The sequence below is a fragment of the Pseudarthrobacter oxydans genome (assembly GCF_030812335.1).
Lineage (GTDB): Bacteria > Actinomycetota > Actinomycetes > Actinomycetales > Micrococcaceae > Arthrobacter > Arthrobacter oxydans_B.
Genome location: NZ_JAUSSN010000006.1, coordinates 132942 through 158563 on the forward strand (window position 1 = coordinate 132942; position 25622 = coordinate 158563).

Here is a 25622-nt window from a genome sequence, read left to right on the forward strand (position 1 = left end):
TCTGCGTAAGGTAGAGCCTCGCGCGAGATAGCCTGCTGCGTTCGTATCAAATGTCCCCCCGTGTCCGTGGCCGACCAAATCTCAGTGTGCCTCACGTTTTCAACCAGCTCTTGAGTACTCAGCACTCGAAAACAGCGCGGCGCACTACGTAGACTGACACTCGGTGCGTAATTACCCGCTTGCGCCAAGCGGAAACTGATGATACATCGCAAAGTGCTCGGAAAACTTCTGGTCGCTGCCGAGGACTCGGCAACCGACACAAGGTGGCCTTCTGAACGTGCCGGTGCAGAGTACTTTGATCGAATGCTCTTAGATGCCGCGGTAGGCATCTTTGGCCGCCATGAGGCGCTCTGTCATTCGTTCAACGTGCTCTGTAGGATCGCCAGCTGCGGCTACCTCTTTAGCCAGGTTGGGGTCGTCCCATGTATGCCGCTCCAGCCATCTTCTTTCTATCCCGGTCCCCGGGGGCATAGCGTCGTAGTACAGGACGGATTCTGAAGGACTGCCGCCTCTGCGCTTTACTGCATCGGCAATGAGCTTTGCGTGCATCTTTGCTCTGGGGTCGTGTTCCGGATGGAAGAAGACGTGCCTGTGAGCATTCTCGATCATGAGGTCGTTGAGCGCCATGGCGAGTCCCCCGGGCAGGTTGATGGTGTGGTCTCGCATCAGGCGGGGTTGGTCCCGGTGCATTGATCCAGGCAAGTACAGGAAACGGTGCGGGTCGAGGGGAAGGTAGATGTCCCAGTAGCTTGCGGCCTTGAGCTGGTCATTGTCGTCTTGGCCGTTGATTATCTGCACTGGAACGTCCGAGGTGTAGAGGCACAGGTTAGTGAAGCCGATACCCCACGGCCGGGTCGTGAGGAGGAATGCCAGGGGAGCGATCTGTTTTGCAATGTATTCAAGGTGGTGGTTGTTGCGTGCTAGGCCGCGAGGCAAGGACAACGATTCTGTTTTCAGGTTGTTGAGGCGCTCCCGCTGCCTGGCAGTTCGTAGGATCTGTGCTGCCATCCACCATGCGATGGCGTGTCTAACATCGGCCCTGGATGGCCAATTGTGGGGCAAAACATTGTCAGCCGGGTGGGAGCCCTTATCGAGGATGTAGCGAAAAGCAGGAGCTGCTTCTCCTTCGATGATTCCAAGGAATTGCTCCATGTGGTGATGCGGCACCCCGTCAGGATCGGTGCCCCAGTAAAAGCCTTTTGAGGACCCCACATTACGGATGCTTTGAGTGAAGTCCGCCGCGGGCGTCTCAGCTATTGCGGCCTGTATCACCTGATGGTTCGCTGATTGCCGGGCGAAACGCTTGAGGTACATAACTGGAACTATGTGATCATTGGTGGTTCCTGGCTTCGGCATCGATCTCCCTGACTGCTTAAAATTCTGGTTGTTGTGAGCAGGACTTAGCCGCGAGAGCGCTTAAGTGAGCGCCTTCTCCTCGGCCTTGCTTTATCCGCTGCCTTGGCCCTTGCCGCCCGCAACATAGCCACGGGACTTCTTCCGACAGGCCAGGCGCTCCCGCAGTCGTCACACATCCACCATCCCGGCTCGGGTTGACCTGCTCTGCCATGGCAAAGGGGGCATACATTTTTTCATCTTCGTCATGGGTGCAAGCTACGGGCAGGGCCCGACATTTTCTAAGGTGCACGTAGATTGGCCGGCCCGCACCAGCCCGGCGCCGCCTATTTGGTCTGTAACTCCTTGGCGGAGTCAGCCGCCCGAGGCAGCAGCTGCTTGAAGTACTGAGAATAGGCCGAACACCTATAACCTGCACGCGGGCGAGCATGCATGCGTACACTTCCGATATGGCTGCCGCAGCTATGAAAAGCGCATTGAAGATGGTTCTGATCATTTTGGCATGTCTTGTGGCAGGCGGTGTCGCGGTCGGAGCGGTCATCGCGGGAGTGATCGAATCCGACCGAAGCTCAGCTGGGGGCAAGACCGGGCCTACGGTCCAGCCGACCGCAGTCTCGTCTCTTTCCGTTGTCCGCCCCACCGCTACGTCCTCCCAGCTCATGAAGACGCCTGCCCCGGCGCCGACTGCAGCGCCGAGCGAACCCCTGCCAGAGTTCCCGGCGACTGCCCCGGAAGTAATACAGACCGTTCAGGCTGCCCCGGCCGACGTTACCCCTTCAGGTTCGGCCATCCCTTGCCCTGGTGGAGTGGTGGCGGGTGGCCTCACAGAAATTTCCATGGCACCGGCACCGGAGTACGGTGTGGACTATGTTGCCATCACCGGCCGGGGCGTCATCCATAACGCCACAGACGCCTCGGTAACGTTCTTCGATGGGAACATTCCCGACGTGCAAGGCCTCAACGCGCGGGGAGAAACCCACATCCTCCTGACTCAAGGGACCTTCGATTACGTTCCCCCAGCCGGGCAGCCGCGGCCCTCGACTGTGACACTAAAGTCCGGGGAAAGCATGGGCTACTCAGTTAGCTCGCCACGGGAGTACGAAAGCACTGTGCTGCGGGTGCATACCTTCTACTCCGCCATGGACAGATTCGACATCTATTTCTCCAGCTGGCGCAACCACAGGGACTGCGGCAACCCGTTAAGGCAAGAGCTGCCAGGCGGCCAAAGCCTGCCCAACAGCTATACACCGCAAACTACGTGGCCCCGCTGAGAGTATCCGCATCTAATGCAAGCATTCCTTTCAGATTGCCCCGATGGCACCGACTTTTGCGCGCACACGCGGGACGGCAGCATGGCCCAGTGGCTGCCTCAGAAGTTCGACGCCTGCCCCCTGGGTCGCGAGCTTCGCGCCAAACAAGCAGCGCCTCGCTCAGCACATGAGCCAGAGCACTGCCAGCCGACGCTTAGTCCTTGGTAAGTTCGGACAGAGCAGCCCAACGAGGGCATGAAAAGGGGGGAACGATGACGGCAGCATGGATGGTGCGCCAGGGCGAAGGCGGCGCCTACGCCGAAGACATGATTGAGGCCGGGTACATGGGAGTCGACTTCATCGGGGACCGCGAACTCACCCCACACCTTGTCGATGGATATGACGCCTTCCGGCCACCAGTGACGGCGCTGTTCCACGAGACAAACCCCGGGAAGACGAAGCTCGCCGCGGGGCAGGCGGTCAACAGCCTGTGGCGTGCCGCCGTGGGTATTTCGGAAGGCGACCTCATCGTGGCGCCCAAGCCGAACCGGATGTACCAGCACGGCGTTGTGACCGGCGGCTACGAGTATCACCCCGGCACGGCATTGCCTCACCGGCGCCGTGTTGACTGGCGAGGCTCTTTCAGCCGGGATGAGCTGAGCGAGGCACTGGCCACGTCGACGAAGTATGTGGGGACGTTGCTGGAGCTTTCACCTCACGCGGCCGAGCTGGCGACGCTGACCCAGCTGGGCGAACAGGCGCAGCCAATCGCCGAAGTCATCACCTCCGAGGTGCAGGAGCAGCTGGCGTTCCAGATGGAGAAGCAGCTAGAGGAGTTCCTGGTGCACAACTGGGCCAGCACCTCCCTCGGCCGGGAGTTCGACATCTATGAAGAAGACGGGCAGCCCGTCGGTCAGCAGTACCTAACGGACACGGGCCCCATGGATATCCTTGCCATCAGCAAGGACCGCACCCGACTCCTGGTCGTCGAGCTGAAGCGGGGGAGGGCAAGCGATGCCGTCGTTGGTCAGATTCAGCGGTACATGGGGTACGTCCAGGACGCTCTGCTCGAGCCGGGGCAGAGTGTCGAAGGCGTCATCATTGCCCAAGAGGACGACCTGCGCATCCGCCGGGCACTGTCCATGGCCCGGAATATCCGGTTCATGAAGTACCGGGTCGAATTTCACCTGGAGGGCATAACGGCATAGGGGGAGTGCGGGGCCTCGTGGTTGTCCTCCGGTCCCCCCGTTACGGCAGAGTTCTAGACGGTACCCGATTTAATTACACGAGTCTCGGATGCCCAGCATGTTCGAAATCGATCATTAGAGGGAGCTGCTGCCCTTCCACTCTTCCTGCGTCACTCGCCTGATGCTGGACGAGTGTGCCCAGCCCATATGGTATTTGCCGGAAGAATCAAGCCATTCTATTAGGCCGTATGTGTGTGTCCACGCGACAGCTTTGCCGTAGACCCCGTTGACGTACACCAAGGGCCGACCGTACTTTGGGAAGTCTCGAATGGGAGCCGGGTCATCAATCGGCCGGCTTGCCTCGGCATCCATCCGAGCCAACATCCGCTCCGTGTCTTCCGGAGTACCACTCTTGATCACTGGACAATTATGGAACATACGTTCGAATACTGCTCCGCGCTCTGTCTCACGAGCCGGACGCAATCGGGCGATGCCCGCTGGCAGAAATCTTGTGCGTCGAAGCCGGCCCTGAGAAGAGCCCATGGAGCTGAGGAACCGGCTGCGGGTCCCGGGCCTCAGCAGGGTCGGGGGTAACGGGACTGCAATTCCAAATGGACGTGAACACGCCAGGCGGGCAGGCTTGGAAGCTGCTGATGAAGGGGGCTAGGCCCGGCCGTCAGACAACCCTGACGACGTTTGGTTGCACGGGAGAGGGAACGCTTCCGATGTTGGACCTGGCGCTCTACGGTTGTCCTCATGGCTCGAATGACAGAGCAAGAAGCGAGGGCTGTAAACGTATTGCTTGGCCACTGGACCGGTAGGGCTGAACTGCCGCCATAGGAAAATGTGCTGGCTCACCAACCACGGGCAAGCCCGGCACACAATCGCTTGAAAACCGTACGGGACGAGTGGCGTGCGTCGCCCTTGGCCGCATGAGGATGGCGTGCGTGGAAAAGACGGCTGAGGCCCTCATGGTCCCCCGATTCTCACTGAATACCGAAAGGCGCAGCCGAGTTGACTGAGGAAACAGCCGCTCCATTGAGCGATGAACACCCTACTAATGGCAGGCGGCCGACGATTGTCCCGCTCCCGTGGGCTTCGAGGATCCTGGCGATGCCCTACATGCCAGGCGGTGGCAAGAACCAGATCCAGACCTTGGAGACGTTGTTGTCGGCTGTCGATGCCAATGAAGGGCTGGTTACCGCCACCGTCGACTTGGGCGATGGAGTACAACGAGTGCTTCGAGACGCGCTGAAGCAGATCGCTCCAGCAGGACTCATCACCTCTCTAGACCGAGACCACCAGGCACTATCGGAGGAGGCGCGGCGTTGGCTGTCCTCACGCGACCCTCGTGATCTGCTCGCGATCTTCCACCGTCACGTGCGGTTCGTCGGCGAACTCCTGCACGCGCTCGAGGATGGGGCCAAGACTGTGCGTGAGCTGACGAACGTGGCGGCGACCGAGTATCAGCTGCAATGGACAACTCTGGATCAGGTCCGAAGGCGGGTCACCTGGTTGTCAGTCATAGGGCTGACGGAGTACAAAACGAACACGCTCGTGGGGTTGACCGACGCCGGCCGGGAAATGGTGCCTGGTCTGCAACTGGGGGGTCCCGAGCGAATGGCTCGGACAGCGCCAGCAGTGGCCGTTCCCGAGCCGCCTCAACCGATAGCAGAACTCATAAAGGACCTGATGCCGGAAGTCCTCGCGGGCAGAAACCCTGCCCTCGGATATATCCCCCGCGGGAACGGTGAAACCGACCTCGTCCAGTCGCTTTACCTCCTGGTCAACGCGGCATCTCCTCGCATCTCAAGAGCTGACCTGCTTACCTTCGCGCAAGTAACCTTCGGAGTCTCAGAAAGTTCCTTCAGCGCCGTAATGACAACACTTAACAAGTCCGGTCTGCTCGAGCAGACGGGGTTCAACATCTACTCCCCGTCGGGACCAGCCACCGCTTGGCTCGAGTCCCAGAGCACCCTTGACCTTGTGCTAATCCTGCACCGAAGATGCTTATTCGTTCTGGAAATCATCCCGCTGTTGGCAGAGTTCGACAAGGCACCGGATCTCGCCCGCGCGGCGTACGAGCACTACGGAATGACCAGGGTAGATGTTGGAGGCATCCGAACTCGCATGCAGCTCCTTAAAGCGGCAGGTCTTATCTCGGAGCGTGCTAACTGGAGGTACCAGCCAACACCGTTGGGAGAGCGCATCGCGCTCGAAGTCCCCCTGCAGAGTGCCTTGGACGAGGACGATGATTCCATCGGCGTGGACGAGCAAGCGACCGATTCCCGCCCGTCGTTGGCGGCGAAGCTCACGCGCGAGCTCGAGGAAGCGGCCGTCGCAGGTGATGCCCCCGTCCGTTTGGAAAAGGCTGTTGCGGATGCCTTCTCGTACTTGGGATTCGCGGCGCGGCACATCGGGGGCGGAGGCAAGACGGATGTGCTCGCCACGGTCGAAGATTCGGAGGGGAGGCCGGTGCGGGTCATTCTGGATGCGAAGGCCGCTCGCAGCGGGATCGTAAATGAAGGCGCGGTCTCCTTCGATGCTCTCTCGGAGCACAAGGAGAAGCACCACGCCGACTTCGTAGCATTGGTCGGGCCCAGTTTCGATGGCGGCCGTGTCCGCGCACGAGCCGAACAGAACGGCGTTGCGCTCATCACCGTTGAAGAACTCAGCCGGGTACTCCGCCGGTACGAAACCACGCCGAGGTCAGCCTCAACGTTCCTGAGTCTGGTGGATTCTCGACCCGGGGCGCGGAAGGACCTTGAAGGTGGGTGGTCCCTTGCCGAGCGACGGATTATGCTGCTCTCTCAAGTGGTCGCGGTGCTCGCGCAAGAAGCCCGTGAAGCGGATGAGGTGACCCACGGTGCCCTGTCAGCTGAACAGATCTACCTCATCGTCAGGGATGAGATCGACCCGCGGCCCTCGACCAAGGACATTGAGGAAGTACTGCAGCTGCTCGAACACCCACTGATCGCCTCCGTCAACCGCACGACGGGGGGCGTAGGGCGATCCATAACTTATCGCCTGATCGACGCACCGGGGCTGGTCGCGGCCAAGGTCGAAGCGCTCGGACGGAGCATCGCCCGCGTTGACACGGAGGCCTAGATGTACTCGGCAGGGACGTTGGTGACAGTCGGCTAATCCGGGGTTGGGTTCCGAGTGCTGAGTGGCGTCGTCGATTGTTGCAGTCGTCGAAGCCAGGGTGCAAGTGCGTCGTGGCAGTCTTGGTTGGGGTAGAAGATCTGCCGGTATGCCCATTCAGTTTGCAGGGTGCGGTTGAGGCCTTCGACTCTCCCATTCCGGCATGCTCCCAGAGGGGCCGAATGGTTGCCTTCAATTATCCACAACCCGTCGCTATCCGGCCCGCCAGCGGGGCACCATCGAGACATGACCAAATACCTCATCTCCTTCCCGAGCGAAGCCATGGTGCTCACCGACGAGGAGTTCCCGATCGTCTCCGCCGAATCCCACGCTGCGAGGATGGCCACTTTGACCTATAAGCACTCCGCCTGGATTGTTCGGGACTGATTCCATTTCCATTGGACGGCGTGGCTCAATGCCATCGATCCGGGTACCTGCGGGATAGTGGCACGCCCAGACGGCAAGTTATACAGCGGGCTCCGGCCTTCATGGGTGCGGGCCACCGGCGGCGTGTTCCACTGGGAGAGGGCTCGACGTCGGCTGTAGCCTTACGAAGTCACTCGTGCTAGTCAGGGGGAATTATGCAGTTCAAACGTTCAGCCGGGATTTTCGTGGCCGGTATTTCTCTCATTTTTTGCGGCCCGCTGCTCACCTTTATCGGGACAACTTTCGGGACGTGGTCTGCCGCTTCAAAAAGCGACAGCGGCCTGAATGCGGTGTTCATTGGCCTAGCAGTCTTCGGTTTAATAGCTGGCTTTGTAGGTGTCATTATGCTCGTCGTGGCGGCGCACCGGGCGTTAGTCAAGATCGACGCGATTCCCGTGCGCGTTCAGTCTGCCCCAGCAGGGCCGCGGTCCGTTCTCGACCGGCGCTGATCTCTGGCAGCCAGGTTCGAATACTTTGGACGGCGTGACTGCGGTTTTCGCAATCCGGCTCGATAATGAAGGCATGAATGATCGGAACGTGCAATTAGTAGCGGAAACGGCATGGGCCGTTCGCCAGTGTGTAATCGCGCTGAAGAATAAGGACGATTACGCGGGGTTTCGTTACTTCCCAGGCGGGGCCTGCAAATGGACTTCGGCAATACTGCAGCGGGTACTTGCGGAAGCCGGACTCGGTGGATGGGTTCATCGCCACGGAAATAACTTTCCCGATGGCGATTCCCATACCTGGCTTGAGTTGGACGGCTGGTTCCTGGACGTTACTCTGGACCAATTTTCAGGCTTTGAACGACGGGCTGTCTATTTGGAGCGGAACCTTCATCCGCAAACAAGTATCTATCCAAACCAAGGTGTCGTCGAAACTACTTGGATTGACGATTCTGAGACTCTCACTCGGGCGCTGAACGACGTAAATCGAATGCTCGGAGATCAACGCAGTCCCGCGCAGCCGTCTCATCACCGAGCAGCTGCCCCAGCGGTTCCATTTGTCGGCGGGTCCTCTGCATAGACGTGGGGACACCGACTTTGATTCAGAGCGCGCCACAGCCCGCGGATGATGCATAGGTCGCTGGCGGCCCGTCAATCGGAAGGCGCGGCAGGGCGCGGACGGGGGAGGGCTAAAGCGTGCGAATCAGTGCATCTTGCTTGTCATGGGGCAGGCCAGTGTCCTCAGACTGCGCCGAGATGACGTCCTGCCTCGGACAATGTCGCTTGGCGGGAGGCCACATGCAGCAGGAGCTCGGTTGTTGATAGGCCCGGTCGTTGGAGTCGGCGAATCTCCCAAAGACAGGGGAACCGTGGGGGCCCTCGCGCAGGTTCCACACCTTGTAGTGCCCCCGCCCGGCATCGCACACCTAGTGCCATGGACGGTAGCCCGGCAATTTCATGTGTCGCTGATCCTCCATGGTAGGCCCGCGAGTTCGCACGCTCGAGTTCACCGCTGGTCCTGTTAACGAGACTGGGCATCGTGTCGATCGGTGCTTCACCACGCAATATCAGCGAGGGCATCATCGATGCTGGGTCTGGGATCGTTGTGATTACTGTGTAGGGGCCCAATAGCAGTTGTTCAGAAATAGTACTCCGGCCTCTGCAAATGCCGCGGCGACTGGCACCGCCCCCAGCGCATCGTCTGCTTCGCCAGGAATTCCCCCGCTAAAGTGAGTACGCCAGTGCACATACCAAGGAGAACATCCCATTGCAGCCGCGGACGCCCTTTGATCAGCTCATCAGCTTGGCCTTTTCGTTGTATTCGACGCCGGGATCCTACGCCTGTGTGCTAGGCGCTGGCGTTTCGATTCCCAGCGGTGTTCCTTCCGCCTGGGGGGTCCAGGAGGAGTTACTGCAAAAGCTCGCGAGCATTGAGGGGGAGACCGCCAGCGATCCCTTCGCATGGTACGAAACGAAGTATGGGGAACTCCCTTCTTACGAAGGCGTGCTGGAGCGGTTGGCGCCAAGTCAAAACGAGCGTCAGCAGCTCCTGCGGGGGTTTTTCGAACCATCCGAGGTCGAACGTGAACTGCAACACAAGAAACCGACGCAAGCACATCGAGCGATCGCGCGCCTCGTCGCGGGTGGCGCCCTGCGCGTCATCCTGACACTCAACTTTGATCGGCTAATGGAAACGGCCCTCAGAGATGAAGGCGTGGAGCCTGTCGTAGTGAGCTATCCATCGGACATTGACGGGTTGCCACCGGTTCACACCATGCAGGCCTTGGTCGTACACCTGCACGGCGATTACCTAAACCCTACTGCCATGCTTAATACCAAAACAGAGCTGTCTACGTACCCCAAGAACGTTGACGCATTCCTGGACAGAATCACGTTTGACCATGGCCTGCTCTTGGTCGGATGGTCGGCGGCTTATGATCCCGCCCTAGTTCGCGCTCTCTCTAGAAGCTCCCGCCGGATTTACACACCGTACTGGGTAGAACCCGGAGAGCTCAGCGCAATAGCAAATGAGCTGAGGTCTTCCATCGACGCCGTCAAGATCACCTCCGACGCCGATACGGCACTGGGCCGGTTGGCGGACGCGGTTGATGCCTTGAGGGACAGGGAATCAAGAGATCCCTTGGTCGCGGCCACAGCTGTGGGGACCGCCAAACGGTTTCTCTCAGGACGAACAACTGCCATAGGTCTTCATGACCATCTCCAGCAGGAATTCGATCGACTCCACCAACACAAAGATCTGCTTCTGAGCCAGACGGGCACCGAGTCTACGGATGGCGGGTACGACGGCATGCTGGCCCGAGTTGAGGAAGCAACAGTCGTTTCCAGCGCTTTGATTGCAACGGCAGCCTACTGGGGGAGCGCAAAAACTGATCAATGGTGGAAACGTGAAATCGCGCGCTTCGCAATTGAGACACGAGGAAGCGGTGACCCACAGGTCCGAAGGCTTCAACGGGTGTGCGCCCTTAAATTTTTTTACGCCGCCGGAGTTGCAGCGTCAGCTGCTGGCAGATTCGATTTAGTGCGGGATCTCCTGAATTTACGTGTCAACGATCAAAATGGGAGGGAGCTCGGTCTGTGTTCCCTGCTGGCACCCGAAGCAGTGTATGGGAACCGCGAATCCGCTCCTGGCCGCAGAATCTACAGCACGTTGTCGTCCCTTTTTGTTCAGCATCTCGCTGTCGGTCAGCGAAATTTCGAGGACTCATGGGAGACGTTCGAGTTCCTCCGACTTGTGGAATCCACTTACGGTGACCCGCAGTCTGCCCAACTGATCGGCCTTGCGACAGCCGCTGAGGAACAACTTAATTCAGCCCAAGAACGTATGGATGCCGCCGATGGCGGCAACGATCTAGACGAACACGATGGCGCGCAGAGTGCCCTCCACCGGGCTAACCAGAACCATGGCCGGCGAATAGGCAGCCTGGCCGACAAGGTCATGGTGCTGCGGCCCTACCTCACCGTTCAAAATTTGCAGATCGAAGTATTCAGATCCGCAACTGGGCAAAAGCTGCTGAACGAGCTCGCCCGGGAACTTGACCTGCACCCTCTCGTTCGAGCCGGATTCGGTGGAGGCCGTTCAGCAGATCTCAGAGCCCTATTCAGTGCCGTCGACGTGAGTATCGGCAGGATTGGATACGACGTCGCGATGGCCAGCATGCCTGGCCGAAGCGGCACAGTGCCGGACAACTTCCGGATCGGCGACCTGAGTCCGGCTGCGAGCTAAGCGCACAGCCGACGCGCCCGCTGGCTCCAGACTAAGGGAGATAGGCCGCCGAACTGGTTGGCGTCTATCCGCATCCCTGTCACATGACAAAAGTCCGTGGAAGCAGACGGGACATAATGAAGCAGGTCAAGCATGAATCACGATGTGTCTGGTGACGGCTTGGACATCTGGGTGGGCAAATGTGTCAGGCGGGCCGAAATGTTCAATTCGGCCTCGTTTGATGGGGATAGGGCTGGCCAAGACCCCGAGGGAGAAACATAACGACCTGGGGTAGTTGTCGCCCTATGCTTTCCGCATGGGCACACCGCAAAGCAGACCGCTGGAGCTTATCCACGAGAAATTCGCTCGAACCTTAAGCTCCGGTGACACTGAGTGCGCCTTGGACCTGCTGGCAGTGGCGGCTCTAGCTGCGGCGCACACCCCGGCGCAGACCGAACGCCTCCAGCTGCTGCATTTGGCCAGGACGGGAATTATCCGTGCTGAGGGTGCTGATATACGCCGCGACCCAGACTTCGAAGTGGCTGCATTACGCCTCATAGTTGATGCAGCCGTGCCTTTGGCTTATGCCCTCGCACCGGAGGTGGGAGCTTCAATGGCGCGACGCCGAGGGTGGATCGACGCCTGGCATCAACTGGCATGGTTCCACCCACTTGCATCAAACGCAGGCGCTGTCGCTAAGTTCTACAGAGCCCTCGATGGCTACTTGGACGATCCATCAGATGAACAGGCCGTGTTTGGCTTTGCTGCCCTCGCGAATCAGGTTGAGCAAGGGTTTGCTGACGAGGGACTCGTCGCCAGAGCCCCCGGGACAGAAGGCATCCCGACCCGGCCAGGCAGCCCGGGCTTTGCAGAGAGCGAAGGTAGCTTTGAAGATCCGCGACTCATTGACGAATTTGAGTCATTCCTTGAGGGCCGCGAAACGTCACAAGCCCTCAATCTTCTGGCGGTCGCTGTGCTCTATGCAGAATACGTTGGGCTGTCCCGAGACGATCAAACACTGCTCGAACTTCTCGCTCGGAGCGCTGGCCTAGTTGGCGACGCCTGGGATGACTCGACAGAGTTGAGCGGACTGCTGTCACGCCTCTGGGTGACGGCATACATACAACTTGCAGAGCAATTCGAGGATGAGCGGCTGGAGGATCTTGGGCTTCCTGAGTTCGAGTCGGAATTTCCGCCGCTGGATGATACCCAGCAGCGAGTTTGGCAATCGTCCACTGAGGACTATGAAGCCCGGAAAGCCCTAGAGGCCACTCACGCCGAAGACCACGATCCTGAGGATGACGCCTCGGAGCACGACGGCGAACTCGTGGGCGACTCAAACGAGGTAACCGGCCTTACCGAGGGGAATAGTTCCATGGACCTGCAGGAGCGACTCATGGCCGTCGCCCTAGATATCGTCACCGAGGAGTATTCCGACGTTGTTCACCGCGGCATTTCCCGCATCTATATCGGAGGAGTCCCTGAGTACGTTCTGGTCGTAAACGTTTCGGACGTTGTGGGCTGGCTCAGGAGCAAGGACGGCGGGTGCGTCTGGCGTGACGGGAACTTCGCCACGGGCGACGCTTGGGACGCGGTTCCCGTAGAAAACCCGGAAGTCGACCAATCGGACCTTCGCGAAGCGCTCGGGGAGTTCATCATTCATGCCGACGAATCGCAGTGGCCGCCGCCGCAACCCGCGGTTGGTGAAGCCGAAGAATTTGTTCGCAGCATCGAAAACGGTCAAAAGCCACCCGTGTGGTCCCACGCGCATGACAAGTCGGTGCAGTCGACACCCCTCCGCCGCCCTGACCCGGCATCAGCTCCGGCGGAACGAACAGTCCCCCCGGCCGCGGCAGCGCCCTCGGCACACGTAGAGCCCGTTGAATTCAATGCCTATATCCACGATTCTGAGAGGAATCCTCCCGCACCCGGTTTCACGGAGAAGGATCTGGAAGGCGTTCCCCTGATCACGGTGTACCCGGCCGTCATACCTGCCGTTGTTGGCGGCCTTTTCCTCTTCCTAGGCTTCATGGGTGCCCAGTACGAGTTCTACGTCGTGCTGCGCTGGGCTGTCACTTCTATGGCGATCTGGACGTGCGTCGTGGCCAGTGGCCAGCGCCGGGGCGGGTGGACCGTTGTGTTTACGGGCGTGGCGCTGCTCTTCAACCCTCTCATTCCGGTCATTGCGACGAGGGAATTTTGGATTCTCCCCGACCTGGTGGGCGCGGCTATCTTCGCAACAGCGGGGAGGAAACTGCGCGCCTCACGGCCGGCAACCCACAAGGACAAGGCGTCGTTCTAAGAAAGTCGCCTGGTCGTGGTTTCGGGTGGTCCACATTTTTACCTGGGCGTCACAACGCGCGCGAGTTGGGCGGACTTCGGACGCTAGGCTGATCCGATGGAAGACGAAAACGATCCCGACGGGACCTCCCCCCACATGCTTGGGGCTGAAGGAACATCGAAGGTGCTCATGGATTCGGCCATCGATGGGACAGTTGCACTTCTCAGTCTTGCTATTCCAGCTGGGTCCCCCGTGTTTGCTGCCGGCGCCGCAGCCCTGAAGGGTGTAGGAACTAAGCTTCAAGAACATCAGGAGAGAAACGTCAACCTGATGTTGAAAGAGGCAACGGCCGAAGCTGGAATGAGCCTCGATGACTTCGTCGAAGTGGTTACATCGGCGCCGGAACGACTTCTGCCCTTCGTGGCTGCGTGTGACGCGGCTCGCCGGACTGTTCTCGATGACAAGGTGAGGGCCTTGGGGCGGGCGCTAGGCGATCTAACAAGGGACGACTCGCTTATTGACGATTCTGGGGTATGGATCAGTATCTTTTCGCAAGTAGAAGCGGCGCACGTCCGAATTGTTCTCGCCATGTGCGAAGAGGATCCTGAGTACCGAGGCGAGGGGCGAGCGCGACTGTGGAAGCGGGGGGAGCTCAAAGACCGATTCAACTTGTCGGGGACGATTACCACCCTGCTGAACACGCTAGTGTCGCTCGGGCTAGTTAGCGAGGTGCGCGCTGAAGATCTTTCTTCCGAAGAGCGAGCTAGGTGGGGCGTCCGTGGACCAGCCAAGGACAGAATCCCGCTTTACGGCAAGGGATCCTTGACAAATGAGTTCCTTGCCAAGCTAGGGACTGGTCGGGAAAAGACAGAGAAAGATGTATCGGGGAGCCCTACTAGGACCGGGTAATTCGGAGTATTCACTTCCGAGGACCCGGACGCCGCACGTCTATAAAGAGCCCTCCCGCTTTGGGGGAGCGCAAGACTCCCCGTTGTGGCGGCCCGTCGTGCCTGACTTGGTTGCACGTGTTATGTAGCGATCTCCAGTGCGGTGACGGTTTCGAGTCGATCCTGTCGGGGGGTCACCAGCCTGTCCACAATTCCTAGATCAGCGGCCCTGTCTGTCCCGGCGAATCCGGAAGGTGTCCGCCAGCACACAGCAATTCCTAGCATTTCCAGCAGATCAGTGAAAGCTTCGTTGGGGTACCAGTCATAGACAGCCACCAGTGGCGTATCCGGAGCCTGTGATCTTAGGAATTTTCGGTATTCGAAGAGTTGGCCAATTGATTCGCGGACGCCGCCGGCTGGGTGTCTATCGTTGAGTATCTTTACTTCCACGATGAACTCCGCAGTACCATTCAGAAGCAACAAATCGATGGGGTGATGATTCGTTGCCGGGACCAGTCCCCGAGCCTGCGCAAACTCTCCGAAATCCTTGACTAGCTGTTCGTGCTTTCTTTGCCGGCGTTGAGGTTCTACGTAGGACTTCGCCGCTACCACATAATCTTCGCTGGACTTCGGAGCGAAAACGGGCCGACGGGCAGGTTCCCGTTCGCCACGGGCGGGGGTGGCGAATCTTCCCGGAGTGTGTGTGAGCGCATTCTCCTTGGCGGCGACAGCGGCATCGTATAGATCTATGAACAGATCTAGCGTGGCACTGAATTCGGCTTCTTCTGGCAGGCCAGTGAGCGTCCACGTCTTGGCAAATACGTTTCCGGCCTCGTAGGCACGGAGCATATTGCCTGCTCCTAGGCTGACAGTTGCAGATAGGCCTGCAGTGGACTGTGCCGGCAACAGTGTCCGAAGTTCGGACGCCTCATTGCGGAGCATTTGATTCGCCGAAATCGGCAGGAGCTTTGCTCGATCTCCCGCCTTAGTTACGCCCTGGTTCAGGCTGAGGGAAACGTGCTGCCGGCCTTCATCGAAAAGGTAGACAATGTATAGCCCTTCGGTCGGAGTGACCGTGACCTCTTCATTTAGAATTGCTACCCAGAGACCAATTGGAAGGGCGCCAACGCCGCGGCTAACCTTTACTCGGTAGCCCTCCGGGACTGCATCTTCCAAGGCTATTTTGAAATCGTTCAGAGAAGCGAATATAGGTTGTTTGACGCCCAACGGAGATAGGCGGTCATAAGAGTGTGTGGCGCTGATTTTCAACGCTTGCGTCAGATTCACGAACCGGTCCTCATAGTTGGTTGTACTTCGCCGAGGTGCCGCGTGACTTGTCCACAGGGTAGTTCCGCCCATTTTTCTCCAATTTTGCGAAGGCAGCGGCGAGCAAGTCACGATTTACGGATCGAGAGAAGCTAATCAGGTATAGCAGGACATCGGCGGCCTCTTCCATAGCCCTGTCCACAGTGTTATCGGACAGTTCCTCGGGGCCAACCCATTGAAGTTCCGAAGCAAGCTCACCTGCCTCACCGCATATAGCCAATGCAAGATTTTTCGGGGTATGAAACTGCCCCCAATCTCGTTCCTCTTTAAACTGCTCAAGTGCGAGGACAAGGTCGTCAAAATCGCTAGTCACTGATTCATCACTCCTTCGATGGGACGTCGTTCGGCTAAATCCGTGGCGGGGACGTCCGAACTATCGCGGATGCTGGCGTTATCGCACAGCGTGCCAGGTAGGGCCGCATCTTCTTGGGCGCCGGTCACGTAGGCGATGGTTTCATCTAAATGTAGGCGTTCTGTCCCACAAAAGTGTTAGAGCGGCGCCCTATCTTCCAGCGCTCCCCACCTTCCCATGACATCCTGCCGCTACCTTAGCGGTCTTCAAAGGGCTCCTAAGGCAATCTGCCCCTGCCCCTCGTACTCCAGCTTTCTCCCAGAAGCTTTGGCGTTATGCGGTGAATCTGACCGGCGATATGCACATTAAAGAAACCCGCACGTTGAAAGCAAGAAGCTCACTGTGATGCGTCGTATGCGTCGAAAGGCACTCTCTGACGTGTTATTACCGGCCATGGTTGGGTCCATGGAGGCCCTCATTGGCGGCGGCTTTCCCGCGCGCAAGTAACCAGGGCATCCACTCCCAAATCGAACTTCAGGAATCTCAGTATCAGAAGTAGCAAGACAGATTACTCGGCGAGAAGCGCGAACCGTATTACAGTGCGTATGAAGATGCACTGCAGCATTTCGCAACCGTGGTCACCATGCGGCGGGTAGTGCGTGTCTGCGAAGAACCCAGATTGCAATATTCGGAAGAAAACCATCAGTCCGCAAGGTATGACCTTTAGGCGTCACCAATGATATCCAAGTTGGTCATGTCTACGCCAAGATGATTGTTAGCAGCTCGTCTTAAGTTTGACCCCGTGGAGGACTTTTATGGAATCGACAATGCAGCGCTCGGCCGAGGTGGAGTCCAGCCCCGCCGGCAGTGGCGTCAAGATTGGGTTTGCCCTGCCGCTGAACTCCGAAAATCGATGGTCGGACATGCTAGCAGTTCTCGTGTCCACCGACGCAGGTCCGATCTGCCGCGTTCTGGGGCTAGACGTCGATCCTGAACAAGTAGTCGTCCACCGCGAGCTGTCCCTGAACGCGGCCAATCGCCCCGACGTGATCCTGAAACTGGCGGGGGCAACCTTAGCTGTGCTCGAAGCCAAGGTCATGGCCGGGATCGGTCCCCGGCAACTGGATCGCTACTACGAAGCCGAGCCAAACGCCACTGCATATGCGTTGGTCTTCCCGGCGTCATTGGCCGTCGATGTTGAGGCTACCCCTCCCTGGCGAGGGATATCTTGGGAAAAGATCCTTGAGGCATATCTCGAAAGTGAAAGCGAGTGGGTCACGCTTGCGGCGAAATCCTGGCTAGACCATATGGCTGCAAGGTTGCCTCGGGTCGGAACGGATACAGTCTGGAACGCCCTAACTGAGGGGGAGGACTTTGTTGTTGCTATGCGCGCCCGTATGTCTTGGCTGTTCGGTCAGTTGGGTCGCGATGCTAGAAACACGGCCGGGCTGACCGGTTCTAGCGCTGGCATAAGTTGGGTCCTTTCGCTTTGGGCCGAAACAGCCGTTCCCGGATACTGGATTAAAGTTGAAATCGAGGAAAGCCTGCCCGTCCGGAACTACCCCGCGATCCACCGAGCGTCCAATCGTCACAAAGCTCTAGGCCCCTCGGCGAAAGTCATGCTGTGGCAGGGAAGCGTCAGCTCGTCCGATGGATTCGACTGGAACTACCTCCAAGCGCTGTGGCCGACGATGGCGGCAGCCAGGGATGACTGGGTTCGAAACTCTCCGAACCGAAAAGCCGAGCATGAGAAAGCCGGGATCGCTCAAATGCGGGCTGCCGGCGTTCCGAGATGGGTCGGAATCGGCTTTGGCGAAGCACAGGCACGGATTTCCGGTTCCTGCATGTTCGGTGCCCGTATTCAGTTTGACGCAGACACAAGTCTCGGCCACATGTCCCAGGAAATCAGTCGGCTCTCAGTCTTAGCAAGACAGCTGGCTGAGGTGCATTACAAACCGGCCGATTAGAACCTAACAGAGCACATCCCCCTCCTATAGGAGCTGCTTTCCGGAGCTTTCGTTTCGCAGCAGTCAGGCGGAGAACTAATCCTAAGGACCAATCTAAAGACTGATAACTACTGCTGTTCGGCATGGATGGGTATTTCCGATGAGCTCCCAACGTCGGGGTCCCTGTCGGGTGCGGCCAGTCCGAAGCCAAGGCCGACTGCGTGTCCGGGCTGTGCGTGGCAGGTCAGATAGTGGGTGCGCGGAAACTACAGTGATTATATGAGTGTGAACCGATACCAACTATCCGCCCCGCAAGCTGTGGACTGGAATGGCACCGCCACCAACGGTGCCATACCGCGCAAGGTCTATATCGGGCCGGACCCCTACGGTATGGGCGGATTTCAAGTAGCAATCGCCGAGGTAAGCGCTCCGCCGTCGCGCGAGACCATGCTTTCACTCCATGCCGCACGCAAGGGAAAGCGCAACATCAGCCTTGTAGTCGCCGCTGTGAACGGTGACAACATCTGGTTGCTTGGCCCCGACGAGCAAACAGCGGTGGTAGACAACCTGACCCTCGACCAGGGACTGCGCCAGCTGCAGTCCGCGCTGGACGAACCCGATAGTCTGGCAGCTTATACGAGGCTGGGCTCACTCAGGCGGGCCTTGGACAGCACGAGTATCCCAGGATTTACGAATAATGGGCTGTTCGCCAGCTACCACCTTCGAGAGAATGTGCCCAAGCGCGCCGACTGGGGTGAAAAAAACGCTGCTGCGAAGAATCTGTTGGGGCTACGGCATCTCAAGCTCATTCACGGTCTAGGGTTTACTGCCAAGAGTACCGTCGGAAATGCGCTGGTACTCTCTGCGAGCACCGAATCGCCCCGTGCCGTGGCTGTGCTCCTGGACGAGACCGAACACTTTGAGAGTAAGAGTGCACGGTTTCAGCTGTCTCCGGTTGCATGGGGGCTTAATGTGGCAGCGAGGCAGGGAGTTCCCTGGCTTATCGTGCTGCGCAAAGATCAGATCCGTCTCTATCCCGGCAAGGATGGCGTCGGTGTAGGTCAAAAGGGCCAGGTCGAGACCTTCTTCGAAATTGACCTAGCCGCGATCGACGAAGCACATGCCGCGCTGTTACCCCTCGTGTTCTCCGCAGAAGCACTCGAACCCAACGGCACCGCGAAGCAGTTGTTGGATGACAGCAGCCGGTACGCCGCGCGCCTCGGAGTGCGCCTACGCGAACGGGTCTACGAACATGTCGTGCCGGGCATTGCTAAAGCGGTGGCAAAGCAACTTCCTCAACTCGGGCTCGAGGCTGACGCCGATGGCCTGGGGACGGCTTACCGGCTGACCCTTCGTCTGCTGTTCAGGCTGCTCTTCCAGGCCTATGCCGAGGACCGTGGCCTTCTACCTGCCGGCCGTAATGCACGTTATGACGCTAACAGCCTCAAGACCATCGCCCAGCGCGAGATCGACACCCAGCCTGAGGAATTCAGTACAGGCGCCAAATCGCTGTGGTTTGACCTTGTGCAGGTATGGAACGCGATCGATGAAGGCAACCCCTTGTGGGAGGTGCCGGCGTATAACGGGGGACTCTTTGGGTCCGATCCCGATCTGCATCCCGAAGGCGCACTTCTCGAAAAGCTGAGCCTCACGGATGATGTCCTGGGGCCTGCCCTGCAGCACATGCTCATCGACCTCGGTGAGGACGGGGTGCGCGGACCTGTCGACTTCAGATCCCTGAGCGTGCGTGAATTCGGGACGATTTATGAGGGTCTGCTGGAGAGCAGCCTTTCCGTGACAGACATCGATCTCACCCTTGACACGAAGGGTACCTGGATTCCGGCGAAAGTCGGCGATGCAGTGGAGGCGGCGTCAGGCACTGTCTACTTCCATTCCGCGTCCGGCGAACGTAAAGCGACTGGGTCTTACTTTACTCCCGCAATCGTGGTCGATCACCTGATTGAAAGGTCCCTAGATCCGGCCCTGGACACCCACCTCGAGCGCATCCGCGAACACATCGAGGCAGGCGATGACGGAGCTGCGGCGCGCGACTTCTTCGACTTCCGTGTCGCGGACCTCGCCATGGGGTCAGGACATTTCCTCGTCGCAGCGGTCGACCGGATCGAGTCAAGGATGCGGTCGTTCCTCGCCGACCCCGACACGCAGGTTCCCGGCGTCAAAGACGAACTCATGCGCCTCGCCGGCGCAGCCAAGGCGGCCCTGGGCCGAGATGAGGCCGCGATCGGGGAGGTCGAACCAGCGGCACTCCTGCGCAGGCAGGTTGCTCGGAGATGCATCTACGGTCTGGACATCAACCCACTCGCCGTTGAGCTCTCCCGACTCGCCTTATGGATCCATACCTTCGTCCCAGGCCTGCCAATGTCGAGCCTCGACCACGGTCTAGTCTGCGCAAACAGCCTCACTGGCATCGGCACGATTAACGAAGCCTTAGACGCGCTGCAACCGAAAAGGACCCCGGGCCAGGCCACCTTTTTCGACGAAATAATCGATGGCAACCTCATCACCGCAAAGGCGTTGCTGCTCGATGCGGCCAACGCCGGAGAAGCCAGCAAGAAAGAAGTGCGAGACGGAGTTGCTCTCGCCCGAAAAGCCAAGGAAGCTGCAGAACCGACCAAACTGATCTTCGACGCGGCGGTGGCCGCGCGGCTCGGAGCGGTGAACGCTGACGCGATCTTCACCGAGGAGGAGCTCAACGAATTATCACACAGCCATACCGTGGCCGAGGCGGTCGATAAGCTTGCGCCAGCACACATGCCCTACCTTTTCCCGGAGGTCTTCATTCGGGAAAATCCCGGTTTCGACATTCTGCTTGGCAACCCGCCATGGGAAAAGGTCAAGGTGGAAGAACACCAGTGGTGGGGGCTCCGCATACCTGGCTTGCGAGGCATGCCGCAAAAGCAGAAAAACGCAGCACTGAAGGCCTTCCAGCAAGCGCGGCCTGATCTGATGGCCGAGTATCAGGCAGAAGTTGAAAAAGTCGACGCACTGCGGGCGGTGCTGATCAAGGGGCCCTACCCTGGACTTGGGTCCAGTGGCGACCCTGATCTGTATCAGGCATTCGCCTGGCGCAATTGGCACCTGCTTCGCGAGGGAGGACGCTCAGCCGTCGTGCTCCCGCGCGGTGCACTGTCCGGTTCAGGTGTGGCTCCCTGGCGCAGGGAGGTTCTCAACGGAGGATCGTTCGCGGATGTCTGTTTTCTGACCAACGCGGGTGGTTGGATCTTCGAAAGCGTCCACAATTCTTACACGGTGGGCCTAACAGTAATCGAGCGCGGCGGCGAATCGGTGGTCCGTTCCTGTGGACCGTTCAGCAACGCGGAAGAGCTGAGCCGGGCCAAGGAGAGACTGTCCGCTGTGAACGCCGATGAGTTCTTGTCCTGGTCGGACACTGCCGCCTTTCCACTCATCCCTGATGCTTCGTCCGCGGAGGTCTTCCGCCTGATGAGGAAGCAGCCGAGGTTTGATCGAGCGGACGACACGTGGGAGTTTCGGCCATTCCGAGAATTGGATGCCAGCAATGACAAGGCGCTGCTGCAGTTTGATGTTGATGAGCCCGGAGGCCGGATTCCCGTGTTCGCCGGCGCCTCTTTCAATCTCTGGGATCCCGATCTAGGGAAACCATATGCATACGCAGACCCGGAGAAACTGAAGGCGCACCTGCTTAAGAAACTCAAAGCAGCGGGGAAGAGCCGCCGCTCTGCATATTTCGGTCTTGACTTCCCTAACGAAGGTCTCCCTCTCGACAAGCCGCGAATCGCATTCCGTGACATCGCTAGATCGAATGACACGCGCACTACTATCGTTGGCCTTATCCCTCCAGGAACTTCGGCGACACACAAGGCACCTGTGCTTGTTCAGCGTGCCGGCGATGCAAAGACGACAGCGTTCTTGTTAGGTGTGATGTGCTCCATCCCCTTCGACTGGTACATGCGTCGATGGGTGGAGCTGACATTCTCCTACGAGCTGCTTAACCCGAGTCCTGTGCCTAGGCCCGATAGCAGCGATCCTTTGCGTCAGCGCGTCACAGCCATCGCCGGGCATCTGGCCGCGGTCGATGACCGCTATGCTGACTGGGCGGCTGAGGTTGGCGTTTCGTGTGGTTCGGTCACAGATGCGGCAATTAGGTTTGATCTGACGGCCGAGCTCGACGCGCTGGTGGCCTTGCTGTACGGACTCAGCGAGGCGCAGACAACTCACGTTTTCGAGACCTTTCATCGTGGGTGGGATTACCTTCCCCGGCTCGATGCGGTTCTGGAGCACTATGCTGCGTGGAAGGATAAGGCGTGACGGGCAAGGAGACGCTCCCTGCCTTCGCAAGCAACAGGGCCGACCTAAATCAAACTGTTGCGGGCGAAGTGAGTAAGATGTTCCGCATCCTGCGTGAGAAGTACGCAGAACATCCCGCCGTTGCTATCGCGACCGCCTACATCAACCCTGGCGGTTTCAGCCTTCTGGCTGACGAGCTTGAAAAAGCGCCATGTATCCGTCTGCTGCTCGGTGCGGAACCCGAACAGGCTTCCGTACGCGCCATCGCCGAGAACAACGGCGACCGGGACGAACGAGTGTCCGCCGCCTTGCGCAACCATGACGATTGGCTTCACGCTGAACGCGACACCATGGGCTTTAGCCGCGAATCCACCATGCAGGCAAAAAGGCTTGTGGAATGGCTGCAATCCGTCGATCCCTTGGGCGAGGCCAAAGTTGAGGTACGCCGCTACGCCAAGGGATTCCTCCACGGGAAGGCGTTCATTTCAGATGACCCGACGATGCCCGCAGTACTGGCCGGATCCAGCAACATGACTTTTGCCGGGCTCAGCATGAACGCAGAACTCAACCTGGGCTACCCCGCCGGAGACACGCACCATGCAGCCAAGGTCGTGGACTGGTTCGAACATTACTGGGAGCAGAGCGAACAGTTCGACCTCAAGGGCTTGTACGAACACCAGTGGCACGCCCACACGCCGTGGACGATCTTCATGCGCATGCTTTGGGAGCTCTACGGGGCAAACATTGAGGAGGAGCGGACTCCGTCCACCGCGTTCAACCTCGCCCGATTCCAAAGCGATGGCGTGGCCCGAATGGAGCGGCTGCTCAACACTCTCGGCGGCGTTCTCGTTGCCGACGAAGTTGGTCTGGGCAAGACCTTCCTGGCCGGCGAAGTGATCCACCGCGCCACAGAAGAACGCCGTCAGCGCGTGCTTATCATCTGTCCCGCATCCCTCAAGAAAGGAATGTGGGAGCCCTTCCTGCATAAGAGGGGTTTTCGCCTGACAGACGTTTTCTCCTACGAGGAGATTCGTAACCGGATGGACGAGAGCCATCCACTCCACGAATCGTTCCGGCGTCAAATCGAGGAGTACGCGATGGTTGTGATCGACGAGGCTCACAACCTCCGCAATGCATCCACGGCTCGCGCCGAGGCCGTTGACCGGGCAATACTCGGGGGAAAAGTCCCTAAGAAAGTCGTCCTGCTGACCGCAACACCAGTAAACAACAGCCTCTCTGATCTCGAAACACTCATCAAGTACTTCGTCAGGGACGACGCGCAATTTGCCAGCCTCAATATTCCGAGCATCCGCGGGTATATCAAGGCGGCGCAGGCGTTGGAACCGGAAAATCTGACGCCCGAACATCTTTTCGACCTCATGGACCAGGTTGCGGTTCGTCGCACCCGCAAGTTCGTCAAAGAGCAGTACCCCAATGAGACCATCGACGGCCCGGACGGCAAACCAGTCGTTATCAAATTCCCGAAACCTAAGGTTCGCCGTATCGATTACGACCTCGACGATTCGGGTACCGAGCTGATCAAGCGCGTTGTCTACGCGCTTGACCTGCCCGACGACACGCCTCTGGTCGCGAAGTACTCAGAACGCCGAATGGATCCAAACCGGCTCGTGCTGGCAAGATATACCTCCAGTGCATACTCACTAAGCCAAGAGCTTGAAGCATTCCAGATCAGCAACGCCGGTCTCCTGCGCTCGGCGCTGTTGAAGCGGCTGGAAAGCAGCCCAAAGGCCCTTGCCAACACTCTCGGTGTGCTGACGGCCGCGCACCACACGTTCCTCGATGCTCTCGACAAGGGATATGTACTGCGCGGCGAGGCTCTGCGGGATTGGGCCTCCTCCGAATCTGACGACTTGGAGACTTTTGTCGCCGACCTCGATGAAAGCGATGTCGGCCAGGCCGAGAGCCGTTCGGGTTTCCACTACGAAGCCCTCCGAGAGGACGTAACTTCCGACCTTGCGCTGCTCGAACAGCTCAGACAGCTGGCTGTCGCAACAGCCAAAGACGGAGATTCAAAGGCAGACAGGCTGATCCACGAACTCACCGAAATCGCCCGCCAGGCACGGGTGATTGATCCCAACGGGCTGTCGTCGAGTGACCGGCGCAAAGTTATCGTGTTTTCCACATACTCCGACACGATCGTTGATCTCCACGAACGCGTCACGGCGGCACTTGCGGCGAACCCTGATTCAGCCCTGGCCGACTACGTCGGGCGGCTGCCTCCACCTGTGATGGGGGCATATGCCTCAACGCAGAGAGCCGGGAAATCGGGCGGCGTGGACCAGGGCGGCAGGGCTGCGATCGTCGAAGGATTCGCGCCGGAGACCGCAGGCCGCATGGGAGACGACGGAACACCGCATGCCCAGGACAAGTACGACATTCTGCTGACCACGGACGTGCTTGCCGAGGGGGTGAACCTGCAACAGGCCGGGCAGATCATTAACTATGATCTGCCGTGGAATCCCATGCGGATCGTGCAGCGGCACGGCCGAGTCGACCGCATCGGAAGCAAACACGACACCGTCGAACTAGGACTGTTCTTTCCTTCGGATGAACTCGACTTACTGCTCAAGCTGGAAGAAACACTCGAACGCAAACTGGCCCAGGCGGAAGCGGCGGTCGGAACAGGCCAAGTCTTACCTGGACGCAAGGCAGCCAAAGAAGTCGTCCTCACCGACAAGGTCCGGGCCGTCGAACAGATCGAGGACCTGCTCGAATCCCGAGGCAGCAGCGCAGCGTTATCAGGGGAAGAGTACCGCCGCCGCCTCTTCACCGATATCACCAGCGACCTCATGGCCGAACACGAAATCACATCTCTGCCCTACGGGTCGGGAAGCGGGTTCGAGAACCCCCATATTGAAGGGAACGGTTACGTATTCTGTATTAAAATCGCTGGCCACTCCCAGCCCTGGTTCAGATACGTGCCGGCAGATCAGCACTGGAAGATGACGGGAGAGCCCGGTAGCCGGAGGATCGTGGCTGACACACTCCGCAGCCTGGTAGCAGCCGACCCTCAGTCTCCACATGTTCCTCGCTGGATGACTGAAGAAGTCTATGATCGCGCGTTCGATGCTTGGGAAGCTGCACGCGACGATGCCTTCGGGAGCTGGCGAAGCCTGACCGACGTGAACAATCTTCTTCCCGAACCGCCAAAGTCATTCAGGGATGCAAGTGCTTTGGTCTACAAGAGCGGGTCCTTTCTGGGGCCAGAAGACCAGCGCGAGCTCCTCCGTAAACTCGGCAGCGTCCCTTCCGCCAAGGTCGCCCGTGCGGTTCGCTCAGCCTTGAACACCGGAGGCACCCCGACGGAACGGATCGGGATGGTCGCCCATGAACTGGAGGCGGCGGGCATTCAGCCGCCGGCTAAGGTCCACCCATTGCCAGTGGTAAACGAGAGTGAAGTTCGGCTCGTCGTGTGGATGGCGGTAAGGGGGACACACAGCACGACCGCCGGTGGATAGCTACTATTTCTGTCCTCGGGGCCTGCCAGATCGGGAGACAACGCTGCCCAAACTTTCTGCATGACGCTTGACCGAGAGATTTGTTGTCCGGGCGCGGA

Annotated in this window: 14 protein-coding genes and 2 pseudogenes; 12 read left to right on the top strand and 4 right to left on the bottom strand. The window is 59.0% G+C overall.

Annotated elements, in window-relative coordinates:
- Nucleotides 1-309 precede the first annotated feature (309 nt).
- Nucleotides 310-1356: a DUF4238 domain-containing protein gene (locus J2W14_RS11640; protein ID WP_307462553.1), complete on the bottom strand. Its 1047-nt coding sequence runs from the start codon at nt 1354-1356 to the stop codon at nt 310-312.
- Between the two features lie 446 nt (nt 1357-1802).
- Between J2W14_RS11640 and J2W14_RS11645 the strand changes: the two genes are divergently transcribed.
- The 3 genes from J2W14_RS11645 (at nt 1803) to J2W14_RS11655 (ending at nt 6898) form a co-directional block, all read left to right on the top strand.
- Nucleotides 1803-2624 carry a hypothetical protein gene (locus J2W14_RS11645; protein ID WP_307462554.1) on the top strand — a complete coding sequence of 274 codons (822 nt, stop codon included), beginning with the start codon at nt 1803-1805 and terminating at the stop codon, nt 2622-2624.
- 251 nt (nt 2625-2875) lie between these two features.
- Nucleotides 2876-3811, top strand: coding sequence for an endonuclease NucS domain-containing protein (locus J2W14_RS11650; RefSeq protein WP_307462557.1), 936 nt, complete (start codon nt 2876-2878; stop codon nt 3809-3811).
- A 1092-nt stretch (nt 3812-4903) separates the two neighbouring features.
- Nucleotides 4904-6898: a hypothetical protein gene (locus J2W14_RS11655; protein WP_307462558.1), complete on the top strand. Its 1995-nt coding sequence runs from the start codon at nt 4904-4906 to the stop codon at nt 6896-6898.
- A gap of 16 nt (nt 6899-6914) precedes the next feature.
- On the opposite strand, the pseudogene J2W14_RS11660 reads toward J2W14_RS11655, so the two are convergent.
- Nucleotides 6915-7095: pseudogene (locus tag J2W14_RS11660) on the bottom strand (integrase core domain-containing protein); the annotation flags it as partial.
- 85 nt (nt 7096-7180) lie between these two features.
- Between J2W14_RS11660 and J2W14_RS11665 the strand changes: the two are divergent.
- From J2W14_RS11665 to J2W14_RS11690, 6 genes and pseudogenes are all read left to right on the top strand, one after another.
- Nucleotides 7181-7267 (top strand): annotated as a pseudogene (locus J2W14_RS11665) (transcription initiation protein); the annotation flags it as partial.
- A 248-nt stretch (nt 7268-7515) separates the two neighbouring features.
- Nucleotides 7516-7809, top strand: a complete 294-nt coding sequence (locus J2W14_RS11670; RefSeq protein ID WP_307462560.1) for a hypothetical protein — start codon at nt 7516-7518, stop codon at nt 7807-7809.
- 34 nt (nt 7810-7843) lie between these two features.
- Complete coding sequence (locus tag J2W14_RS11675; protein WP_307462562.1) at nt 7844-8383, top strand: hypothetical protein; 540 nt, start codon at nt 7844-7846, stop codon at nt 8381-8383.
- A 687-nt stretch (nt 8384-9070) separates the two neighbouring features.
- Nucleotides 9071-11047, top strand: a complete 1977-nt coding sequence (locus J2W14_RS11680; RefSeq protein ID WP_307462564.1) for an SIR2 family protein — start codon at nt 9071-9073, stop codon at nt 11045-11047.
- Nucleotides 11048-11342: 295 nt separating this feature from the next.
- The gene (locus J2W14_RS11685; protein ID WP_307462565.1) at nt 11343-13328 is read left to right on the top strand and encodes a DUF6804 family protein; all 1986 of its coding nucleotides are present in this window, start codon (nt 11343-11345) and stop codon (nt 13326-13328) included.
- Nucleotides 13329-13424: 96 nt separating this feature from the next.
- Nucleotides 13425-14216 carry a hypothetical protein gene (locus J2W14_RS11690; protein WP_307462567.1) on the top strand — a complete coding sequence of 264 codons (792 nt, stop codon included), beginning with the start codon at nt 13425-13427 and terminating at the stop codon, nt 14214-14216.
- A 119-nt stretch (nt 14217-14335) separates the two neighbouring features.
- Here the strand turns inward: J2W14_RS11690 and J2W14_RS11695 are convergent, their stop codons facing one another.
- Both J2W14_RS11695 and J2W14_RS11700 read right to left on the bottom strand, forming a co-directional pair.
- Nucleotides 14336-15481 carry an MrcB family domain-containing protein gene (locus J2W14_RS11695; RefSeq protein WP_307462568.1) on the bottom strand — a complete coding sequence of 382 codons (1146 nt, stop codon included), beginning with the start codon at nt 15479-15481 and terminating at the stop codon, nt 14336-14338.
- A gap of 10 nt (nt 15482-15491) precedes the next feature.
- Nucleotides 15492-15833 (bottom strand): nucleotide pyrophosphohydrolase, encoded by a 342-nt coding sequence (locus J2W14_RS11700; RefSeq protein WP_307462569.1) that lies wholly within the window; start codon nt 15831-15833, stop codon nt 15492-15494.
- Between the two features lie 794 nt (nt 15834-16627).
- Between J2W14_RS11700 and J2W14_RS11705 the strand changes: the two genes are divergently transcribed.
- From J2W14_RS11705 to J2W14_RS11715, 3 genes are all read left to right on the top strand, one after another.
- Nucleotides 16628-17779 (top strand): hypothetical protein, encoded by a 1152-nt coding sequence (locus J2W14_RS11705; RefSeq protein ID WP_307462571.1) that lies wholly within the window; start codon nt 16628-16630, stop codon nt 17777-17779.
- Nucleotides 17780-18037: 258 nt separating this feature from the next.
- Nucleotides 18038-22066 (top strand): Eco57I restriction-modification methylase domain-containing protein, encoded by a 4029-nt coding sequence (locus J2W14_RS11710; RefSeq protein ID WP_307462572.1) that lies wholly within the window; start codon nt 18038-18040, stop codon nt 22064-22066.
- The gene (locus J2W14_RS11715) at nt 22063-25524 is read left to right on the top strand and encodes an SNF2-related protein (protein WP_307462574.1); all 3462 of its coding nucleotides are present in this window, start codon (nt 22063-22065) and stop codon (nt 25522-25524) included. Before J2W14_RS11710 ends, J2W14_RS11715 begins: the two co-directional genes overlap by 4 nt.
- Nucleotides 25525-25622: the final 98 nt, after the last annotated feature.